Below are 18,091 nucleotides of genomic sequence, written 5' to 3' on the forward strand. Positions count from 1 at the left end.
TTCTTGGCTTTTCTTATATATCTACAGCTCTGATATGCTTTCCGGCCTTGAGTCCGAGGTAGCACCATGCAACTCATCGATATCGGCGTCAACCTGACCAACCCCAGTTTCGCCGACAAACACCAGGCTGTACTCGACCGTGCCTATGCTGCCGGGGTCTGCCAACTGGTGCTCACCGGGACCAGCGTCGAGGGCAGCGAACAGGCACTGAAGCTGTGCCGGCAACTGGACGAAAGCGCTCAGCGGCTGTTCGCCACAGCCGGCATCCACCCGCATTCGGCCAGCGACTGGAACGCCGACAGCGCTCAGCGTCTGCGCAGTTTGCTCAAGGAGCCGAACGTGGTGGCCGTGGGTGAATGCGGTCTCGATTTCAATCGTGATTTCTCGCCCCGCCCACAGCAGGAAAAAGTCCTCGAAGAACATCTGGCAATGGCGGTCGAGCTGCAACTGCCGGTGTTCCTGCATGAGCGCGATGCCAGCCAACGATTGCTGGAGATCCTGCGCGATTACCGCGACCAGGTGCCGGCCGCCGTGGTGCACTGCTTCACCGGTGAAAAAAAGGCGCTGTTCAGCTACCTCGATCTGGATTTGCACATCGGCATCACGGGCTGGATCTGCGACGAGCGCCGGGGTACGCACCTGCATCCGTTGGTCAAGGAGATCAAACGCGGGCGGTTGATGCTGGAGAGCGATGCGCCGTATCTGCTGCCGCGCAGTTTGCGTCCCAAGCCGAAGAACGGTCGCAACGAGCCGGCGTACCTGACCGAAGTGTTGCGTGAAGTGGCGTTGCATCGTGGGGAAAGCCAGGAAGACCTGGCCGCCCACAGTACCGCCAGCGCACGGGCGTTTTTCGGGTTGCCTGCGTTAGCGTGACGCCTGAACAGATCGCAGCCTTCGGCAGCTCCATCTACATCTATGGGTCGCATTCCACTGGAGCTGCTGCGATCTTTTTCATACAGCACGGAATCTGTTGACCCACATCAAATTCAGTCTCCCTGAGTAGCGGCACAATACTGGCACCTTGCCAAAACTGTTTCCGCTATCAGAGAAGACCTCCATGGGTGCCTGGCTTAGCAATATTTCGCTGAAATACAAATTCTGGGCGGTCAACGCCGTCGCCTTCGTCACCACGCTGTTGCTGGTGCTGTACGCCGTGCAGCTCGAACAGCAGGCCCGCAGCCATGCCGCCCAGGCGTCGGCTCAGGTCCAGGCGCGATTGCTCAACGCCTGGCCTGTCGGACAGCCGCTACCCAAGGCCGATAATTGGTTGACCTTCAATCGCGGGCAGGCGCCAGTGCTGAACGGACAACCACTGCTGGAGCTGACGGATACCCACGGTTGGGTCGAGATCAATGCCATGCCGCTGTTCGGGGACAACCCGCTAATGGGCGCCGAGGTGTTCACTCGCCCCGACGGTCAACAGATTGCAGTCATCGCTAGCGGCCCGAGCCTGAGCCAAGTGTTCGGCGAGCGCTTCACCCAGTATGCGGTCGCGGTGTTCATCCTGATGCTGGCGATGCTCGGCGCGTCGCAACTGCTGATCCGCTTCTTGCTCAGCCAGCTCAACACCTTGAAAGACGTGATGCTCCACGTCGAGAAAAGCGGTGACCTGTCGGCCCGTGTGCCGCTGGCCTGCCGGGATGAAGTCGGGCAGATGGCCAACGCTTTCAACGCCATGCAGGCCGGCTATCAGCGGGTGGTCAACACCGTCGCCAGCACCGCCCGGCAACTGGATGTCGGCGCCGCGCGGCTGGCTTCGAGCATGAACGAGGTGCGTCACGGCATGCTCGGCCAGCAAAACGAAACCGATCAGGCCGCCACGGCGATCAACGAAATGACCGCCACCGTTCATCACATCGCCCAGCACGCCGGCGCCACCCGCGACCTCTCGCAAACCGCCGACAGCCTGGCCGGCAGCGGTCAGGAAGTGGTGGCTCGGGTGCAAAAATCGATTGGCGGATTGTCCACCGGCGTGCAGCAAACGGCCGAGATGATTCAGCGCCTGGCCGAGGACAGCCAGAAGATCAACGGCGTAGTCAGTGTGATTCACAGCATCGCCGAACAAACCAACCTGCTGGCCCTTAATGCGGCCATCGAAGCGGCCCGGGCCGGGGAAATGGGTCGGGGGTTTGCAGTGGTCGCCGATGAAGTGCGCAACCTGGCAAAACGGGTCCAGACATCCACCGACGAAATCACCGCCATGGTTTCAGCCCTGCAGGCCGGCACTCGGGACGCGGTGGACTTCATGCAGGAAAGTTCATACAAGGCGGACGATTGCATGCAACAGGCTCAGGAAGCCAGTGTGGCGCTGGCCGAAATTACCGGCGCGGTGGCACAGATGCGTGAAAGCAATACGCAGATCGCAGTGGCGGCCGAGCAGCAGAGTCACGTGGCGGAGGAGATGAATCGGGTGGTGGTGAGCATTCGCGATGTGACCGAGAACACCGTGCAGCAGACCGTGAGTTCGGCAATCACTAGCAATGAATTGGCAATGTTGGCCGGGGAGTTGAGCAAGGCCATCGGGCAGCTCAAGCTTTGAGGGCCTCTTCGCGGGCAAGCCTCGCTCCTACAGATTAATGTCGTTCACAAAATACGGCGAACGACTCAATACCTGTAGGAGCGAGGCTTGCCCGCGAAGGCGTCAGACCGAGCAACATCAATCCTGACCATCACACCTATCGTGCCGATAGCCACCCTCGATTCGCCGACGGCTTTCGCCGGGCCTACTCTTTGTTCATGAGCCTCAACGAATCAAGGATTAGCATCATGGGCAAACGTCACCCCAACTTTCCCGCCTGGCAATGGCGACTGCACCCGCACAGTCACCAACACCCGACCGATCCGGTGTTGCACATGATCGCCGTGCCGCTGTTCATCGTGGCGTTTTTGCTGATGGTCTCGGGGGTGTTCAGCCTGGATCTGGCGAGCTTCGCAATCGGCGTCATCGGCCTGCTCGCCGCCCTGGGCCTGCAGCGTCACAGTCATCATCTGGAGGCGTAAGCCTGCGGGTATCAGGCGAAAACCGTGACGGTCTGCCGACTCATGGCGATCAGCCGGCCGTCTTCGCTCCACAGCTTGGCGGCGGCATGCCCGTAGCCGTCAGTGGCATGCTCGATGTCCACCAGGTACTTGCACCAGTCCAGCGTGCTCAACGCCAGCAACGGCTGGACGAATTCGATGGTCCAGGTCAGCGTGCTGCCCGCCGCCGGTTTATTCAGATGCGACAACAAGGCCGGCGGCCAGGCGTCGACCAGCGCCAGAATATGCGCCTCGCTGACCGACTCGCCCTCCCCATCCCCACGCAAGCGCACCCACCCCCCCATATCCCGGGATTTGTTGCCGGTGAACGGCATGCCACCGACACTCCAGCGCATGGCCAGGTAACGCATGAATTCCGGGGTCACGCCTTTGATGTACGGCAGCTCCTGACAGTCGTCCCAATGCTTCATCTCGGGAGCCGGGTTGGCCGTGACCACCACTTCGGACGGTCGCGAGGCGCCGAAGCTGCCCTGGACCAACGTCACCACTTGCCCCTTCTGCATCGCCCGGCCCAGCACCTGGCTGACGGCTTTGCCTTCGCGCAACACATCGACTTCAAAACTGACCGGCACATCGGGTTCGACCGGGCCGACGAAAGTGATTGCCAGCGAGCGCACCGGACGATCCGCCGGGACTTTTGCGCGCATGGCTTCGTATTGCAAGGCGGCTACCAAACCACCAAAACTCGCCCGCCCCTGGCCCCATTCGGGTGGAATAGACACTTCCTGCGGCTGGCTGCGAACAGCGTCGAGCAGATCGGAAAAGTGCATGGGAACCTCGCAGACATGAAATTGGATGGAGCGATCTTAACCAGCCCGCAAGGCCGGCACAGCGCTTATTCCGGCCAAAGAGCCGGACAGAAAGGCCGGTTGGTGGTTTCAGGATTTGAAGCAGGTGGTACTGAGTTTGGCGAGGACGCGGTCGGCGTTCTCTTCGGCTTGGGCCAGGGTGGTTTTCCAGACTTCGACACACGGCTGCAAATCAGGCTCTTCCTTGGCGCGGGCCAGCCACTGCCAGCTGTCGTGCCAATCACCCAAGGCAGCCTGGGCCGATTTCAGCCTGGGCAGCGCCGCTTGCGGCAAACGATCCAGTTCAGGGTAGGCTTCGATGCCATAGCGCACACGCTTGATCAGCAGGCGCAAACGATGGCGGTCATGGGCCGGGTCATGCAGGGCCTGGTCGAGTTTCTTCCATTGTTTGGCCAGGCGTTTTTCGATGCGCTTGCGCAAGCCCTTGAGCAAGCCCTGACGCTGAGAAGCCCGCAGAAAACGCGGAAAGGCGTCGAGGATCATCAGCAACTGCGTCAGCTCCGGGCTCGTCGCCACGACGGGATAAGCCTCGGCCATCCGCACCATGCGCCGGTGCGCGGCCTCGGGTAGATCGTGCTGGAGCAAGTACGCCGCCAGCACTTCGCGATCGCGCAACGGCGTGGTCAGATCACCCACCCGCGACGCCGCCGCTTCCAGCTGTTCGACCCCGGGCAAACCGCGCAGGGGCCGCAGCAGGCTGCGTAACCGGCGCACGGTGGTACGCAGATCGTGCAGCGCTTCCGGATCGGTACGGGCACTCAAGCGAGCCTGACAGGCCAGCAAACGGACTTCCAGGCCCAGCACACGAGCCACCAACCGATCAACCAAGGCCGACATCGCGTGCTCCCTGAATCGAATCCCCCTTAGAGCCTAGATCATGCGTCAACGGCCGGCGCGGGATTCACGAATATAGAAGCGCGCCTTCTCGGCCTTCCTGGTACACCCCTCGTATGCTTCAAATTGCTGCTGGGTCTTGGCACCGGTCAGCAACGACAGCGCCTTGGAGTAGCTGACGGTGCCGGCAAAGCCCTCGACCTTGGCCAGGTCCAGCTCGCGCCAGGCGGCGTCGAGCTGACTACCGCAGCTGTCACGGTAAGCGGTTTTACCGGCACAACCGGCGAGCGCCAGGGCAATCAATGGCACACAGATCCAGGCTTTCATCACTCACACCTCAAAGATAATAAACAGTCGTGCAGGTAAGACCGGTCTGGCGCGTGAAAAGTGCCTTGGACCCGCAGTGGAAACTATAGCGCTGGCGAGGATACCCACTCGCCTTGCGTGAGTGTCAAAAAACGACGCCCTCCCCCGTCGAACGACCATAGCGATTGAAGCCTGCCCCTCGATGGGTGCATTGTTGAACCTAGTCAGAGAGGTCGATCCATGAAAAAGCGTGTCGCACTGGTGCTGGGCTCGGGTGGCGCCCGGGGCTACGCCCATATCGGCGTCATTGAAGAGATCGAACGGCGCGGCTACGACATCGCCTGCATCGCCGGTTGCTCCATGGGCGCAGTGGTCGGCGGGATCTATGCCGCCGGCAAACTCGACGATTATCGCGACTGGATCGAGAGCCTGGATTACCTCGACGTGTTGCGCCTGGTGGACGTCAGCTTTCGCCTGGGCGCGATTCGCGGGGAGAAGGTTTTCGGACAGATCCGCAAGATCGTCGGCGAGATCAATATCGAAGACCTGCGCATTCCCTATACAGCCGTGGCCACGGACCTGACCAACCAGCAGGAAATCTGGTTCCAGGAAGGCTGTCTGCACCAGGCCATGCGCGCCTCGGCGGCGATCCCCAGCCTGTTCACCCCCGTGATGCAGGGCAACCGCATGCTGGTGGACGGCGGCATCCTCAACCCGTTGCCGATCGTGCCGGTGGTATCGAGCCATTGCGACCTGATCATCGCGGTCAACCTCAACTCCACCAACCAGCGTCACTATCAACTGCCGGTGATCCAGCGCCCGGCGGCGTTCAAGACCCGCTTCGACAGCCTGATCAACTCGCTGGGCTCGAAATTGCCCTTCCGCCGCAAACAGGCGGAACAATTGCTGCTTCTCGAAAAGGAAGCGTTGATGGCGGAAGCGGCCGAGATCAACCCCTGGATCGAATCGGCCGAACCCGAAGGCCAGCAGCCGGCGGCCGCCCCGGAAGGCGACGGCGCACCGAAGTCCGCCACCGGGTCGTTCATCATCGACAACGTGGGGCCGGCGTCCTTGCTGGACCTGATCAACCAGAGTTTCGAAGTGATGCAGACCTCATTGGCGCAGTACAAGATTGCCGGGTATCCGCCGGATATTTTGATCAACGTGCCCAAGCGGGTATGCCGGTTTTTCGAGTTCTACAAGGCACCGGAGTTGATCGCGCTGGGGCGCGAGATTGCCCGGGATACGCTGGATCGGTATGAGAATGAGCGCAATGAGGATTGGCGGTAAAAAGATCAAAAAGATGACGATCGTTCCCACGCTCCGCGTGGGAATGCATCCGGTGACGCTGCACGTCACTTTTTAACGGCGGATGCAGAGCGTCCATGGCGGCATTCCCACGCAGAGCGTGGGAACGATCAACAGGACTGAAGGCTGCCTTCACTCAACAACCGATACCCCACCCCCGCTTCGGTAACGATGAACCGTGGCTGGGTCGGATCGTCCGCCAGTTTCTGCCGCAAGTGCCCGACCACGATCCGCAGATAATGACTGTCCTCGGTATGGGTCGGCCCCCAGATGTCCTTGAGCAATTGCTGCTGGGTGATGACCCGCCCCGGGTGCCGCGCCAGCTGCGCCAGTACCGCGTACTCCTTGCGCGTCAACGCCACTTCGGCGCCGTCCAGCAATACCCGGCGATAAGCCAGGTCGACGGTGAGCGGACCGAAACTGAGCGCCGCTTCCTGGGCCTCGCCGGTCGGCGCCTGACGCAGCAAGGCGCGCACTCGGGCGAGAAATTCCTGGATGCCGAACGGCTTGGTCACATAGTCGTTGGCGCCGCCATCCAGGGCTTGGACTTTCTGCCCTTCGCTGGCGCGCACCGAGAGCACCAGTATCGGCACCGTCGACCACTCCCGAAAATCGCGCAGCACCTGCTGGCCGTCCATGTCCGGCAGGCCGAGGTCGAGCACCAGCAAGTCGGGTTTGTTCAATGCGGCCTGGGCCAGGCCTTCCGTGCCGGTGCCAGCCTCCAGCACTTTATAGCCTTGAGAGGTGAGGCTGATACGCAGGAATTTGCGGATCTGCGGTTCGTCGTCGATGACCAAAATGGTCGCGGTCTGGCTCATGAATTCACGTCAATACAAAGAGGTGGCAAGAGAGTAGCGCAGGCGGGCTCAGGCTTCACTGTCCAATCCCGGTTGAGTCTGCAATGGCAAGTGCAGCGTGATGCAGGTGCCGCGCCCTTCGATGCCGTCGTCGACGCTGATCCGCCCGCCATGGGCACCGACCATGCCCTGACAGATCGCCAGCCCCAGCCCGGTGCCCTGCCCGCCGCGATCGCCACGGGCGGCGGTGTAGAACATGTCGAAAATCTTCGCCCGGTCCTCTTGCGGAATCCCCGGCCCCTCATCGCTCACCGAAAAAAACAGCTCGCTGTCATCGACCCCGGCGCGCAACTCAAGACGCCCGTGGGGCGGTGAGAAACGCGCAGCGTTTTCCAGCACATTGACCAGTGCTTGTTCGATCAACGCGGCATGCACATAGAGCAGCGGCAGTTCGGCCGGCACGTCGGTAATGACCTGCAATGACGCCAGCACCGCACGCAGGCGATTGAGCGAACTGCCAACGATGTCGGCCGGGGACACCCAGTCCCGCGCCAGCTTCAGGGCACCGTGCCCCAGGCGCGTCATGTCCAGCAGGTTTTGAATGTAGCGATCCAGCCGTTCGGCTTCATCGCGGGTGCCTTCAAGTAATTCGCGGCGGTCTTCCAGCGGAATTGCCTCACCCAGTGCCAACAGGCTGTCGATGCTGCCGCGCATGGAGGTCAACGGCGTGCGCAAATCGTGGGACACCGACGCCAGCAGCGCGCTGCGCAACTGTTCGGTTTCACCATGCAAGCGCGCCGCCTCAAGGTCGTCGGCCAGTTGCGCCCGGGCCAATGCCTGGGCCAACGGTTGACTCAGTGCGGTCAGCAAGCGCCGACGCTGGCCGCTCAAGGTCTGACCTTCCTTGGCACACACGCCCAGCAGCGCCAGCGGCCCGTCGTCCACCGACAACGGCCACCACCACCAACGCCCGAACGGCAAGGTACCGGTGCCCGCGCCGGCCGGTTGATCGTGTTGCCAGGCCCACTCGGCGGCGGCGCGTTCGGCTTCGGAAAACTCCAGCGGCCCACCGGTTTCGACTTTCCAGCCACTCTGGCCATCGCGATTGAGCAGGCACAGTTTCAAGTCGGTCCAGCCATTGAGATGTTGTGCCGCGGCGCTGATCACGGCCTGACGGTCGGTGGCGGCCGTGAGTTTGCGCGACAGGTCGAGCAGTTCGGTGGTTTCTTCCTGAGTGTCGCGCAAGGCCTGCAATTGCCGCCGTTGCCGCGCCGCAAGGTTGCCGGTGAGAGCCGCCATCAGCAGAAAGAACAGCAAGGTCAGCACGTCTTCTTCACGCTGGATGCGCAAGGAGAACGTCGGCGGAATGAACAGAAAGTCATAGGTCAGAAACGACAGTGCCGCGCAGGCCAGTGCGGGGCCGAGGCTGCTGCGCACCGCCACCAGCAACACCGCCGCAAGGAACACCAGCGAAATGTTCGGCAGCGGCAAGGCGCTCGACACCGCCCAGGCCAGGGCACTGGCGAGCACCGTCGCCACCAGCGCCAAGGCGTAGTCGAACCAGACCAGCGATTGCGCCGAGCGTTGGCGCGGCTGATGCTGTTCGTGATCGCTGTCGAGCACGTTGATTTCCAGCCCGCGCGCATCGCGCAGCAAGCGCGACGCCAGACCGCCGCCGAACAAGCGTCGACGCAATCGCTGACGTGACTGGCCCACCAGCACGAGGCTGGCACGACGTTCAGCGGCGTGCTGGATCAACGTTTTCGCCACCTCGCCGGCGCGCAGCAACACCACTTCACCACCGAGGCGTTCGGCCAGTTGCTGAGCGCTTTGCAGGCGCAGGCGCGACTGCTCGTCGCGCACCCGGCCGTTGTCCACGTGCACCAGGCTCCACGGCAGATGCCGCCGCTGGGCGACGCGACTGGCGTGACGCACCAGGCGCTCGGCCTGAGCATCGCCATCGACGCCCACCAGCAAACGCCCGCGCACGGCCGGCGCCGCTTGCCCCAACTGGCGATACCCCTGGGCCAGATCGTTATCCACCTGAGCGGCGGCGGTTTGCATTGCCAGTTCGCGCAGGGCGGTGAGGTTGGTCTGGGTGAAGAACGCATCGATCGCCGCCCGCGCCTGCTCCGGCACGTAGACTTTGCCGTCGCGCAGACGCTCCAGCAGCTCGCGCGGCGGCAGGTCGATCAGCAGCAGTTCGTAGGCTTCTTGCAGCACCCAGTCCGGCAGGGTTTCGCGCACCTGTACGCCGGTGATGCCGCGCACCTGATCGTTGAGACTTTCCAGATGCTGGACGTTGACCGTGGTGAACACGTCGATGCCGGCGGCCAGCAGTTCCTGGATATCTTGCCAGCGTTTGGCGTGACGACTGCCGGGGGCGTTGCTGTGGGCCAGTTCGTCGACCAGCACCAGTTTCGGTTTGGCGGCGAGCAAGCCGTCGAGGTCCATTTCTTCGAGCATCACGCCACGGTATTCCGAGCGCACCAAAGGTTGCTGCGGCAAGCCACTGAGCAGCGCTTCGGTTTCGGCCCGGCCGTGGGTTTCGACCACCCCGGCCATGACTTTCACGCCCTGGCGCAGTTGAGTGTGGGCGGCTTGCAGCATGGCGTAGGTCTTGCCCACTCCCGGCGCGGCACCGAGGAATACCTTGAGGCGGCCACGGCCATCACGGGGCAGGTCTGCTAACAGCGCATCGGCGCGGCCGGAGTCACTCATCTGTCATTGCCTTGTTCGTTTTGGATTGATCGTTCCCACGCTCTGCGTGGGAATGCAGCCCGGGACGCTCCGCGCCCTAGCTAAAGCGGACGCAGAGCGTCCATAGATGCATTCCCACGCAGAGCGTGGGAACGATCCTTCTAACCTTCTAACCTTTACAGCTTTTCCAGCGCCGCATTCAACTCAAGCACATTGACCACCGGCGGCCCCACCAATGGCTGTTCGATGTGCGCATTGAGCAATTGCTCAAGCGTAGACACCGGCAGATTGCGCGCCGCCGCGACACGCGCCAGTTGATAGGCAATTGCGGCCGGTGGCAAGTGCGGATCCAGACCGCTGCCGGAGGTGGTCAGCAAGGCCAACGGCACCGGCCCCTGGCCGGGCACTTGCAGTTTATTGGCTTCGTCGATCACCCGAGTGGCCAGCGCCGGATTGCTGGGCGAAAGGTTGCTGGCGCTGCTCGACACGGTGGCAAAAGCACCGGCCGATGGCCGTGGATGGAACCAGGCGTCGCCGACGAAATCCTGGGCAATCAGCGACGAGCCACGGACCTTGCCATCGGCGTCGCGCACCAGGCTGCCGTTGGCCTGATCCGGGAAGGCGAGCTGGGCCACGCCGGTCACCACCAAGGGGTAGGCGACGCCGGTGATCAGCGTCATTAGCACCAGCAAACTCAGGGCCGGACGTATCAGTGTGGACATTTCAGAATCCTCGAATTCAGAGAAGGCGGTGTGTCTGTCACACCGCCATGCAGGGTCAAACCAAGCTCAACGCCGTCAACACCATGTCAATAGCCTTGATCCCCACGAACGGCACCACAATCCCGCCCAGTCCATAGATCAGCAGATTGCGCCGCAGTAACGCCGCCGCACTCGCCGCCTGCACCCGTACACCGCGCAGCGCCAACGGGATCAGCACCACAATGATCAAGGCGTTGAACACAATCGCCGACACAATCGCGCTCTGCGGACTGCTCAGGTGCATAACGTTGAGCACACCCAGTTGCGGATAGATCGAGGCGAACAGCGCCGGCAGGATCGCGAAGTATTTGGCCACGTCGTTGGCGATGGAAAAGGTGGTCAGCGCACCGCGGGTCACCAGCAGTTCCTTGCCGATTTGCACCACGTCCAGCAACTTGGTCGGGTCGCTGTCGAGGTCGACCATGTTCGCCGCCTCCCGCGCCGCTTGCGTGCCGTCGTTCATCGCCATGCCCACGTCCGCCTGGGCCAGGGCCGGGGCGTCGTTGGCACCGTCGCCGCACATGGCGACCAGCCGACCGTCGTTCTGCTCGTGACGAATGCGCGCCAGTTTCTTCTGCGGCGTGGCTTCGGCCAGTACGTCATCCACGCCTGCTTCAGCAGCAATCGCAGCAGCGGTCAGCGGGTTGTCGCCGGTGACCATGACCGTGCGAATCCCCAGCTTGCGCAGTTCGGCGAAACGTTCGCGAATGCCGGGTTTGACCACGTCCTTGAGGTGGATGACACCGAGCAATTTGCCGTCAGCGCAGACCAGCAACGGCGTGCCGCCACTTTGAGCGATCTTGTCGATTTCCCGGGACAGAGGCGCGGCCAGATCGGCGCGTTTCAGGCCGACGAAGGTCAGCAGCGAATCCACCGCGCCTTTGCGATAGACCCGGCCCTGATAGTCGACACCAGAGAGGCGGGTTTCAGCGCTGAATGGCACAGCGGTCAATTTGTCAGCGGACGGCTCAGGTTGCGGGTGAAGACCGCGCAGGTAGTCGACGATGGATTTGCCTTCCGCGGTGTCATCCGCCAGCGAAGCGAACAACGCACCTTCGGCTAGCTCTTTGGCGGTGACACCAGGCGCGGCATAGATCGCGCTGCAGCGACGGTTGCCGAAGGTGATGGTGCCGGTCTTGTCCAGCAGCAGGACGTGCACGTCCCCCGCCGCTTCCACGGCGCGACCGGATTTGGCGATCACGTTCAGGCGCACCAGACGGTCCATCCCGGCGATACCGATGGCCGACAGCAAGCCACCAATGGTGGTCGGAATCAGCGTGACCAATAACGCCACCAGAAACACCAGCGGCAGGCTGCCGTTGGCGAAGTGGGCGAACGGTTGCAGGGTCACCACCACCAGCAGGAAGATCAGGGTCAGGCCGATCAGCAGGATATCCAGCGCCACTTCGTTCGGGGTTTTCTGGCGTTTGGCGCCTTCGACCAGGGCGATCATGCGGTCCAGGGTCGACTCGCCAGGGTTGGCGGTGATGCGCACCAGCAGCCAGTCGGACACCAGTCGGGTGTTGCCGGTGACGGCCGAGCGGTCGCCGCCGGATTCGCGAATCACCGGCGCCGATTCACCGGTAATCGCCGCTTCGTTGACCGCCGCGATACCTTCGATCACCTCGCCGTCACCGGGAATCATCTCCCCCGCTTCGACGCGCACCACATCACCCTTGCGCAGGCTGGTGGCCGGCACAACCTGAAAGCTGCCATTGGCATTTTTGCGCCGGGCACTCAAGCCTTGGCTACCGGCCTTGAGGCTGTCGGCACGGGCTTTGCCGCGACCTTCGGCCAGTGCTTCGGCGAAGTTGGCGAACAACACGGTGAACCACAGCCACAACGCGATTTGCGCGGCGACAAAAGTCGGCACAGCGTTGTCGGGAATGAAGCACAGCACAGTGGTCAAAATCGCGGTCAGTTCCACCACCAGCATCACCGGCGCACGTTGCAATTGCCGTGGGTCGAGCTTGACGAAGGCTTGCACCAGCGCCGGACGCCAGAGGGCCGAGATCGCGGTTTTCGGTTGTTCCGGCGCCTTGACGACGGCGGCTTTAGTTGCGGGCATATTCATCATCAGCTCCTCAGAAGCCTAAACTCAGATGTTCGGCAATCGGGCCCAGCGCCAGGGTCGGCAAGAAGGTCAAACCACCCACCAGCAAAATGGTCACGGTCAACAGGGTCACAAACAACGGGCCATGGGTCGGGAAGCTGTTCTGGCCGATCGGCGCGGCTTTCTTCATCGCCAGGCTGCCGGCCAGGGCCAGCACCGGAAGGATGTAACCGAAGCGCCCGATCAACATGCCCAGCCCCAGCATCAGGTTGTGGAACGCGGTGTTCGCCCCAAATCCAGCAAACGCCGAACCGTTGTTGGCACTGGCCGAGGTGTAGGCGTAGAGCAACTGGCTGAAACCGTGAGCACCAGGGTTGCTCACCGCCGCCACCGGGCCTGGCAGGCTGGCGGCAATCGCGCCGAGCACCAGCACGCCCACCGGCATCACCAGCAAGGTCACCACCAGCAGTTGGACTTCCCGGGCTTGCAGTTTTTTGCCGAGGTATTCCGGGGTGCGGCCGATCATCAGCCCGGCGAGGAACACCGCAATCAGTACGTTGAGCAACATGCCGTAGAGCCCGGCTCCCACGCCGCCGAAGATCACTTCGCCGACCATCATGTTGATCATCGCGACCATGCCGCTCAGCGGGTTGAGGCTGTCGTGCATGCCGTTGACCGAACCGTTGGATGCCGCTGTGGTAGTCACTGACCACAGCACGGTGGCGGTGGTACCGAAACGCGCTTCCTTGCCTTCCAGCGGTGCAGTCTGTTCGACGGCGACGTTGGCCAGGGTCGGATTGGGTTGGTATTCAGCCCACAGCGACGTCGCGCCGCCGATCAAAAACAGTGCCAGCATGCAGGCGATGATCGCGCGGCTCTGACGCAGGTCTTTCACGTAATGGCCGAAGGTGAACACCAGCGCCACCGGGATCAGAATGATCGAGGCGACTTCGAACAGGTTGCTCCAGGCCGTCGGGTTCTCGAACGGATGCGCCGAGTTGACGCCGAAGAAGCCACCGCCGTTGGTGCCCAATTGCTTGATCGCAATCTGGCTGGCGGCCGGGCCGAGCGGGATCACCTGATCGACGCCCTGCAGAGTCACCGCATTCACATACTGCGCGAAGGTTTGCGGCACACCCTGCCACACCAGGTACAGCGCCAGCAGCAAGCACAGTGGCAGCAGGCCGTAGAGGGTGGCGCGGGTCATGTCGACCCAGAAATTGCCCAGGGTTTTGGTGGACTTGCGACCGATGCCACGGCAAAGGGCGACCAGCACCGCCAGACCCGTGGCGGCGCTGACGAAGTTCTGCACGGTGAGGCCGACCATCTGGCTCAGGTAGCTGAGGGTCGCTTCGCCGCTGTAGGACTGCCAGTTGGTGTTGGTCATGAAGCTGACGGCGGTATTGAACGCTTGCGTCCACTCCTGACCCGGCAGGTTTTGCGGATTCAGCGGCAAGTGATCCTGGAACAGCAAAATCGCGAACAACAGCAAAAAACCCGCGAGGTTGAAGGCGAGCAAGGCCAGGGTGTACTTCTGCCAGCTCTGTTCGGCCTGCGGATCAACGCCGGCCACCCGATAACAGCCACGCTCCACCGGCCCGAGGATCGGCGAAAGCCAGGTGCGCTGCCCTTCCATCACCTTGTAGTAGAAGCGCCCCAGAAACGGTGCCGGAATCAGCACCACGGCGAAGAAGGCGAGGATCAGCCAATAGTCATAACTGTGCATAGCCGCTCCTAGTTCCGGTCCGCGCGCAACAGCGCAACCAACAGATAAATGAACAGCCCCACTGCCAATAGCAGTGACACTCCGTCCAGAACGCTCATGGAAGTTCTCCGTGTTACGGCGTATTGCCGCGTGTGGAGGGATTGTCGACAGGGAGGCTGTAAAGGCGCGAGATCGAGGGGAGTGGCGGGGCATAAATAAAGCGTAAAGAGTGGGTTGGTGCCGGGGTTACAGTGGTGCCCGCGAAGACGGCAGAACAGGCACCCACGCCCCCAACTGGCGCACAAAAAGCGCCCATCCTGCGCCGAACATCCCCGATACGACACCTTCTCGCGCTTTACGACTGCCATCACAACACTGGCACGCCCGCTGCCAACGCCCTCCCCCTGATCTTTCCAAACCGTTCAGGGAGCAACGCATGAACACACAACTCAAACCCACGCTGGGCACGCTGCACCTGTGGGGAATCGCGGTCGGGCTGGTGATTTCCGGTGAGTACTTCGGCTGGAGTTACGGCTGGGGCGTGGCTGGTACGCTGGGCTTTCTGGTGACCTCATTTATGGTCGCCGCGATGTACACCTGCTTCATTTTCAGTTTCACCGAGCTGACCACCGCGATTCCCCATGCCGGCGGTCCCTTTGCCTACAGCCGCCGTGCCTTTGGCGAGAAAGGTGGGTTGATCGCCGGGCTGGCGACGCTGATCGAATTCGTCTTCGCCCCACCGGCGATTGCCCTGGCGATCGGCGCCTATCTGAACGTGCAGTTTCCGGCCCTCGACCCGAAACACGCGGCAGTCGGCGCCTACATCGTATTCATGGGCCTGAACATCCTCGGCGTGAAACTGGCCGCGACGTTCGAACTGGTGGTCTGCGTATTGGCGGTCGCTGAACTGCTGGTGTTCATGGGCGTTGTCGCCCCGGCGTTCAGCTTCAGCAATTTCGCGCTCAATGGCTGGGCCGGTTCCGAGGTGTTCGGTGCGCCGGCGATTGCCGGGATGTTCGCGGCCATTCCATTTGCCATCTGGTTCTTCCTGGCCATCGAAGGCGCGGCCATGGCCGCCGAAGAAGCCAAGGACCCGAAACGCACGATCCCCAAGGCCTACATCAGCGGCATCCTGACGCTGGTGCTGCTGGCCATGGGCGTGATGTTCTTTGCCGGCGGCGTTGGCGACTGGCGCACCCTGTCGAACATCAACGATCCGCTGCCCCAAGCCATGAAAGCCGTGGTCGGCAAAAGCTCCGGCTGGTTGCACATGCTGGTGTGGATCGGCCTGTTCGGCCTGGTGGCGAGTTTCCACGGGATCATCCTCGGCTACTCGCGGCAGTTCTTTGCGCTGGCCCGGGCCGGTTACCTGCCGGCATCGCTGGCCAAACTGTCGCGCTTCCAGACACCGCACCGGGCGATCATCGCCGGTGGCGTGATCGGTATCGCGGCAATTTACAGCGACGGTTTGATCAACCTCGGCGGCATGACGCTGACAGCGGCGATGATCACCATGGCGGTATTCGGCGCGATCGTGATGTACATCATGAGCATGCTCAGCCTGTTCAAACTGCGTAAAACCGAGCCGAACCTGGAACGCACCTTCCGCGCGCCCTGCTACCCGTTGGTGCCCTTCATTGCGCTGCTGCTGGCGGTGGTTTGCCTGGTGGCGATGGCGTGGTTCAACGCGTTGATCGGGTTGATCTTCCTCGGCTTCATGGCGGTGGGTTTCGTGTACTTCATGCTGACGGCGCAATTGCGTGCCGATGCGCCGGCGGATGCGATGTTGACCGGGCTCTAAACAGCCGCAATGTTGCTGTCAAATCAGGCATAGAATGGAACCACTGCGAAATTTCATCGCTCAAAAGTGGTATGCAGGATCGGTCGGCGAAAACCTCGCCCACCGATCCTGCCCTTAAGGAGAAATTCCTATGCCTTGGTATGCCTGGTTGATTCTGATCCTTGCCATCGGCTCGATCGTTGGCGGTTTGCTGTTGCTGCGCGACACCGCCCACAAGGTTGAATTGACTGAAGAGCAACGTAAACGCGTGGCCGAACGCAATGCGCAAGCGGACGCCAAGGATGCGCAGGACCGCTGACCGCGCAGCACCTATAGAAGCGTGGCTTGCCCGCGAAGAACGATGACGCGTAATACCTGAAAAACCGCGGCGCATTCTTCGCGGGCAAGCCACGCTCCTACAGGATTTTCGTCGCTCAAACCCCTTTATTTTTCCCAATCAGCCTTGGCGATATGCAAGCCATGCTGCCCTTTATAAGCCGCACGCTCCGGCTGGCTCCACCCCTCGAGCAGCGAATCCTCCAACCGGTAAATCTCCACCCCCAGAGGGCGACACACACTCAACGGGTCCTGCGCGTCCGGCCCCCACATGGCAAGCGACAGATCGCCACCCGGGCAGGTCGATAGCGCACACAGCAAATCAATCTCGGCAAAGAACTCCAGGTAATCCCCCTTCCGCGCCGGGCAGGCTTTCATGAAGTACAGGTCGTCGTGGTTCAGGCCGGTGCACTGGAAGATATTCAGCACATCATGCACGTCAAACTCAGTCAGGCCATGGGGCAACACCGCGCGAGTCAGGTTGGAGTGACAGTGATGATGGAAGTCTTCACCGGTGAGCATTTTGTTCACGTAAGGATCGCAGCGCGTTCCCAGCAAATCGTGCAAACGCCCGCCGTGTTCATCGATGCCATAACCGGCCAGGCTATCGTCGGTAATGGTCACCAGCGGCCGTAAAAAAGGCAGGTTCGACCAGAGCCGGTCATGGGTGCTGACATGAGCGCCCTGCAACTGCCGGGTCCGCGCCGCCCACAAGCGCTCGCGTGGATCGTGGGCATTCCAGACATTGAAATCCCCGACTTGCGGGCCGACCGGGGTCGTGACCCTGAACACATGCCCGGCCGGCACATTCCAGGCGCGGCCGGTGCGGATCGGCACTTCGAACTGCTCGATCAGCGTGCGCCCCTCTTTCTGGTCGCGGATCCGTTCGTAAAAGGCTGTGTCCACCTGCAAGGCCGAGCCTTTGCTGACTTGATAGGCCGCCGGATAGTCTTTGTACATGGCACAAAATCCTCGATCAGTGATGGGATGAAGGGGCAAGCATCTGCAACAGGAGGTGTTCGGAGTCGTCGAGATAAAGGCTCATGGCGTCCCCGGCCGCACGCTTGTCGCCGTCGGCCAGCAAGTCATGGATCTGCCGGTCGCGGGCCAGCCAGGGCGCCTGAAAACGTGATTCATCGGGAGCAGTGCAAAACACCAGACGCAATTGCGCGACGACGTTGGTGAAGAACTCATCGAACAACGGGCTGCGCAGCAACCCGACGATGTGTTGATGAAAGGCCAGGCTGTGGGTACCGACCGCGCGCCAGTCCTCGCGCTCCCGGGCCAGGTCGGCGGCCTCCAGGGCCTCGAGCATTTGGTCGGACTGATCATCACGCAATGGCTGACTGGCGCTGATAGCTTGCAGTTCCAGGGTGCGCCGGACCTTGAACAGGTCGCGCACATCATTGACACCCAGCCTGCGCACCATCACGCCTTTGTTGCGGACATAAAGGGTCAGCCCCTCCTGCCCCAGACGGTGCAACGCCTCGCGAATGGTATTTCGCGAGGCGTTGTAAGCCGACACCAGATCGTTTTCCACCAGCGCCATGCCGGGCAGCAAACGACCGCCGATAATGTCAGCGCGCAATTCCAATGTGATGTGGTCGGCCAGGGACAGTCCGCTGCTCATACTCAACGCCTCGTGATTGTTCAACAATCGTCA

The 18,091-nt window shown here is 62.0% G+C and carries 16 protein-coding genes and 1 pseudogene; 6 read left to right on the plus strand and 11 right to left on the minus strand.

From position 1 onward, the window contains the following. The first annotated feature begins 66 nt into the window (after positions 1-66). From HCU66_RS11145 to HCU66_RS11155, 3 genes and pseudogenes are all read left to right on the plus strand, one after another. Positions 67-873 (plus strand): TatD family hydrolase, encoded by an 807-nt coding sequence (locus tag HCU66_RS11145; protein ID WP_205888535.1) that lies wholly within the window; start codon positions 67-69, stop codon positions 871-873. A 184-nt stretch (positions 874-1,057) separates the two neighbouring features. Further along, positions 1,058-2,539 (plus strand): methyl-accepting chemotaxis protein, encoded by a 1,482-nt coding sequence (locus HCU66_RS11150; protein ID WP_205888536.1) that lies wholly within the window; start codon positions 1,058-1,060, stop codon positions 2,537-2,539. A 227-nt stretch (positions 2,540-2,766) separates the two neighbouring features. Further along, positions 2,767-2,997, plus strand: a pseudogene (locus HCU66_RS11155) (terminase); the annotation flags it as partial. A gap of 14 nt (positions 2,998-3,011) precedes the next feature. Here the strand turns inward: HCU66_RS11155 and HCU66_RS11160 are convergent. The 3 genes from HCU66_RS11160 to HCU66_RS11170 all read right to left on the minus strand — a co-directional run bounded on the left by HCU66_RS11160 (position 3,012) and on the right by HCU66_RS11170 (position 5,009). Beyond that, positions 3,012-3,809: an acyl-CoA thioesterase gene (locus HCU66_RS11160; protein WP_205888537.1), complete on the minus strand. Its 798-nt coding sequence runs from the start codon at positions 3,807-3,809 to the stop codon at positions 3,012-3,014. Positions 3,810-3,917: 108 nt separating this feature from the next. Beyond that, positions 3,918-4,685 carry a CHAD domain-containing protein gene (locus HCU66_RS11165; RefSeq protein ID WP_205888538.1) on the minus strand — a complete coding sequence of 256 codons (768 nt, stop codon included), beginning with the start codon at positions 4,683-4,685 and terminating at the stop codon, positions 3,918-3,920. A 45-nt stretch (positions 4,686-4,730) separates the two neighbouring features. Then, positions 4,731-5,009: a hypothetical protein gene (locus HCU66_RS11170; RefSeq protein ID WP_205888539.1), complete on the minus strand. Its 279-nt coding sequence runs from the start codon at positions 5,007-5,009 to the stop codon at positions 4,731-4,733. 219 nt (positions 5,010-5,228) lie between these two features. On the opposite strand from HCU66_RS11170, the gene HCU66_RS11175 reads away from it, so the two are divergent. Then, a complete protein-coding gene (locus tag HCU66_RS11175) occupies positions 5,229-6,278 on the plus strand; it encodes a patatin-like phospholipase family protein (RefSeq protein WP_205888540.1) in 1,050 nt (349 codons plus the stop codon). A gap of 128 nt (positions 6,279-6,406) precedes the next feature. On the opposite strand, the gene HCU66_RS11180 is transcribed toward HCU66_RS11175, so the two are convergent. From HCU66_RS11180 to kdpF, 6 genes are all read right to left on the minus strand, one after another. Further along, positions 6,407-7,114: a response regulator gene (locus HCU66_RS11180; protein ID WP_205888541.1), complete on the minus strand. Its 708-nt coding sequence runs from the start codon at positions 7,112-7,114 to the stop codon at positions 6,407-6,409. A 48-nt stretch (positions 7,115-7,162) separates the two neighbouring features. Then, positions 7,163-9,814: a sensor histidine kinase gene (locus HCU66_RS11185; RefSeq protein WP_205888542.1), complete on the minus strand. Its 2,652-nt coding sequence runs from the start codon at positions 9,812-9,814 to the stop codon at positions 7,163-7,165. A gap of 155 nt (positions 9,815-9,969) precedes the next feature. Continuing rightward, positions 9,970-10,515, minus strand: a complete 546-nt coding sequence (gene kdpC, locus HCU66_RS11190) for a potassium-transporting ATPase subunit KdpC (protein ID WP_205888543.1) — start codon at positions 10,513-10,515, stop codon at positions 9,970-9,972. 55 nt (positions 10,516-10,570) lie between these two features. Further along, entirely contained in the window at positions 10,571-12,628 is a 2,058-nt protein-coding gene (kdpB, locus tag HCU66_RS11195) for a potassium-transporting ATPase subunit KdpB (RefSeq protein WP_205888544.1), read from the minus strand. 10 nt (positions 12,629-12,638) lie between these two features. Beyond that, positions 12,639-14,333, minus strand: coding sequence for a potassium-transporting ATPase subunit KdpA (gene kdpA, locus HCU66_RS11200; RefSeq protein WP_205888545.1), 1,695 nt, complete (start codon positions 14,331-14,333; stop codon positions 12,639-12,641). An 8-nt stretch (positions 14,334-14,341) separates the two neighbouring features. Further along, positions 14,342-14,431, minus strand: a complete 90-nt coding sequence (kdpF, locus tag HCU66_RS11205) for a K(+)-transporting ATPase subunit F (RefSeq protein ID WP_007899818.1) — start codon at positions 14,429-14,431, stop codon at positions 14,342-14,344. A 317-nt stretch (positions 14,432-14,748) separates the two neighbouring features. Here kdpF and eat point away from each other — a divergent pair, with 317 nt between their 5' ends. Both eat and HCU66_RS11215 read left to right on the plus strand, forming a co-directional pair. Beyond that, positions 14,749-16,113, plus strand: coding sequence for an ethanolamine permease (gene eat / locus HCU66_RS11210; RefSeq protein WP_205888546.1), 1,365 nt, complete (start codon positions 14,749-14,751; stop codon positions 16,111-16,113). 130 nt (positions 16,114-16,243) lie between these two features. After that, on the plus strand, positions 16,244-16,411 hold the full coding sequence (locus HCU66_RS11215) for a DUF2897 family protein (RefSeq protein ID WP_205888547.1): 168 nt from the start codon (positions 16,244-16,246) through the stop codon (positions 16,409-16,411). Positions 16,412-16,536: 125 nt separating this feature from the next. On the opposite strand, the gene HCU66_RS11220 is transcribed toward HCU66_RS11215, so the two are convergent. Further along, complete coding sequence (locus tag HCU66_RS11220) at positions 16,537-17,388, minus strand: urea carboxylase-associated family protein (protein WP_205888548.1); 852 nt, start codon at positions 17,386-17,388, stop codon at positions 16,537-16,539. Positions 17,389-17,404: 16 nt separating this feature from the next. Then, a complete protein-coding gene (locus tag HCU66_RS11225) occupies positions 17,405-18,058 on the minus strand; it encodes a GntR family transcriptional regulator (RefSeq protein WP_205888549.1) in 654 nt (217 codons plus the stop codon). Positions 18,059-18,091: the final 33 nt, after the last annotated feature.

The organism is Pseudomonas frederiksbergensis (assembly GCF_017114915.1).
GTDB lineage: Bacteria > Pseudomonadota > Gammaproteobacteria > Pseudomonadales > Pseudomonadaceae > Aquipseudomonas > Aquipseudomonas frederiksbergensis_I.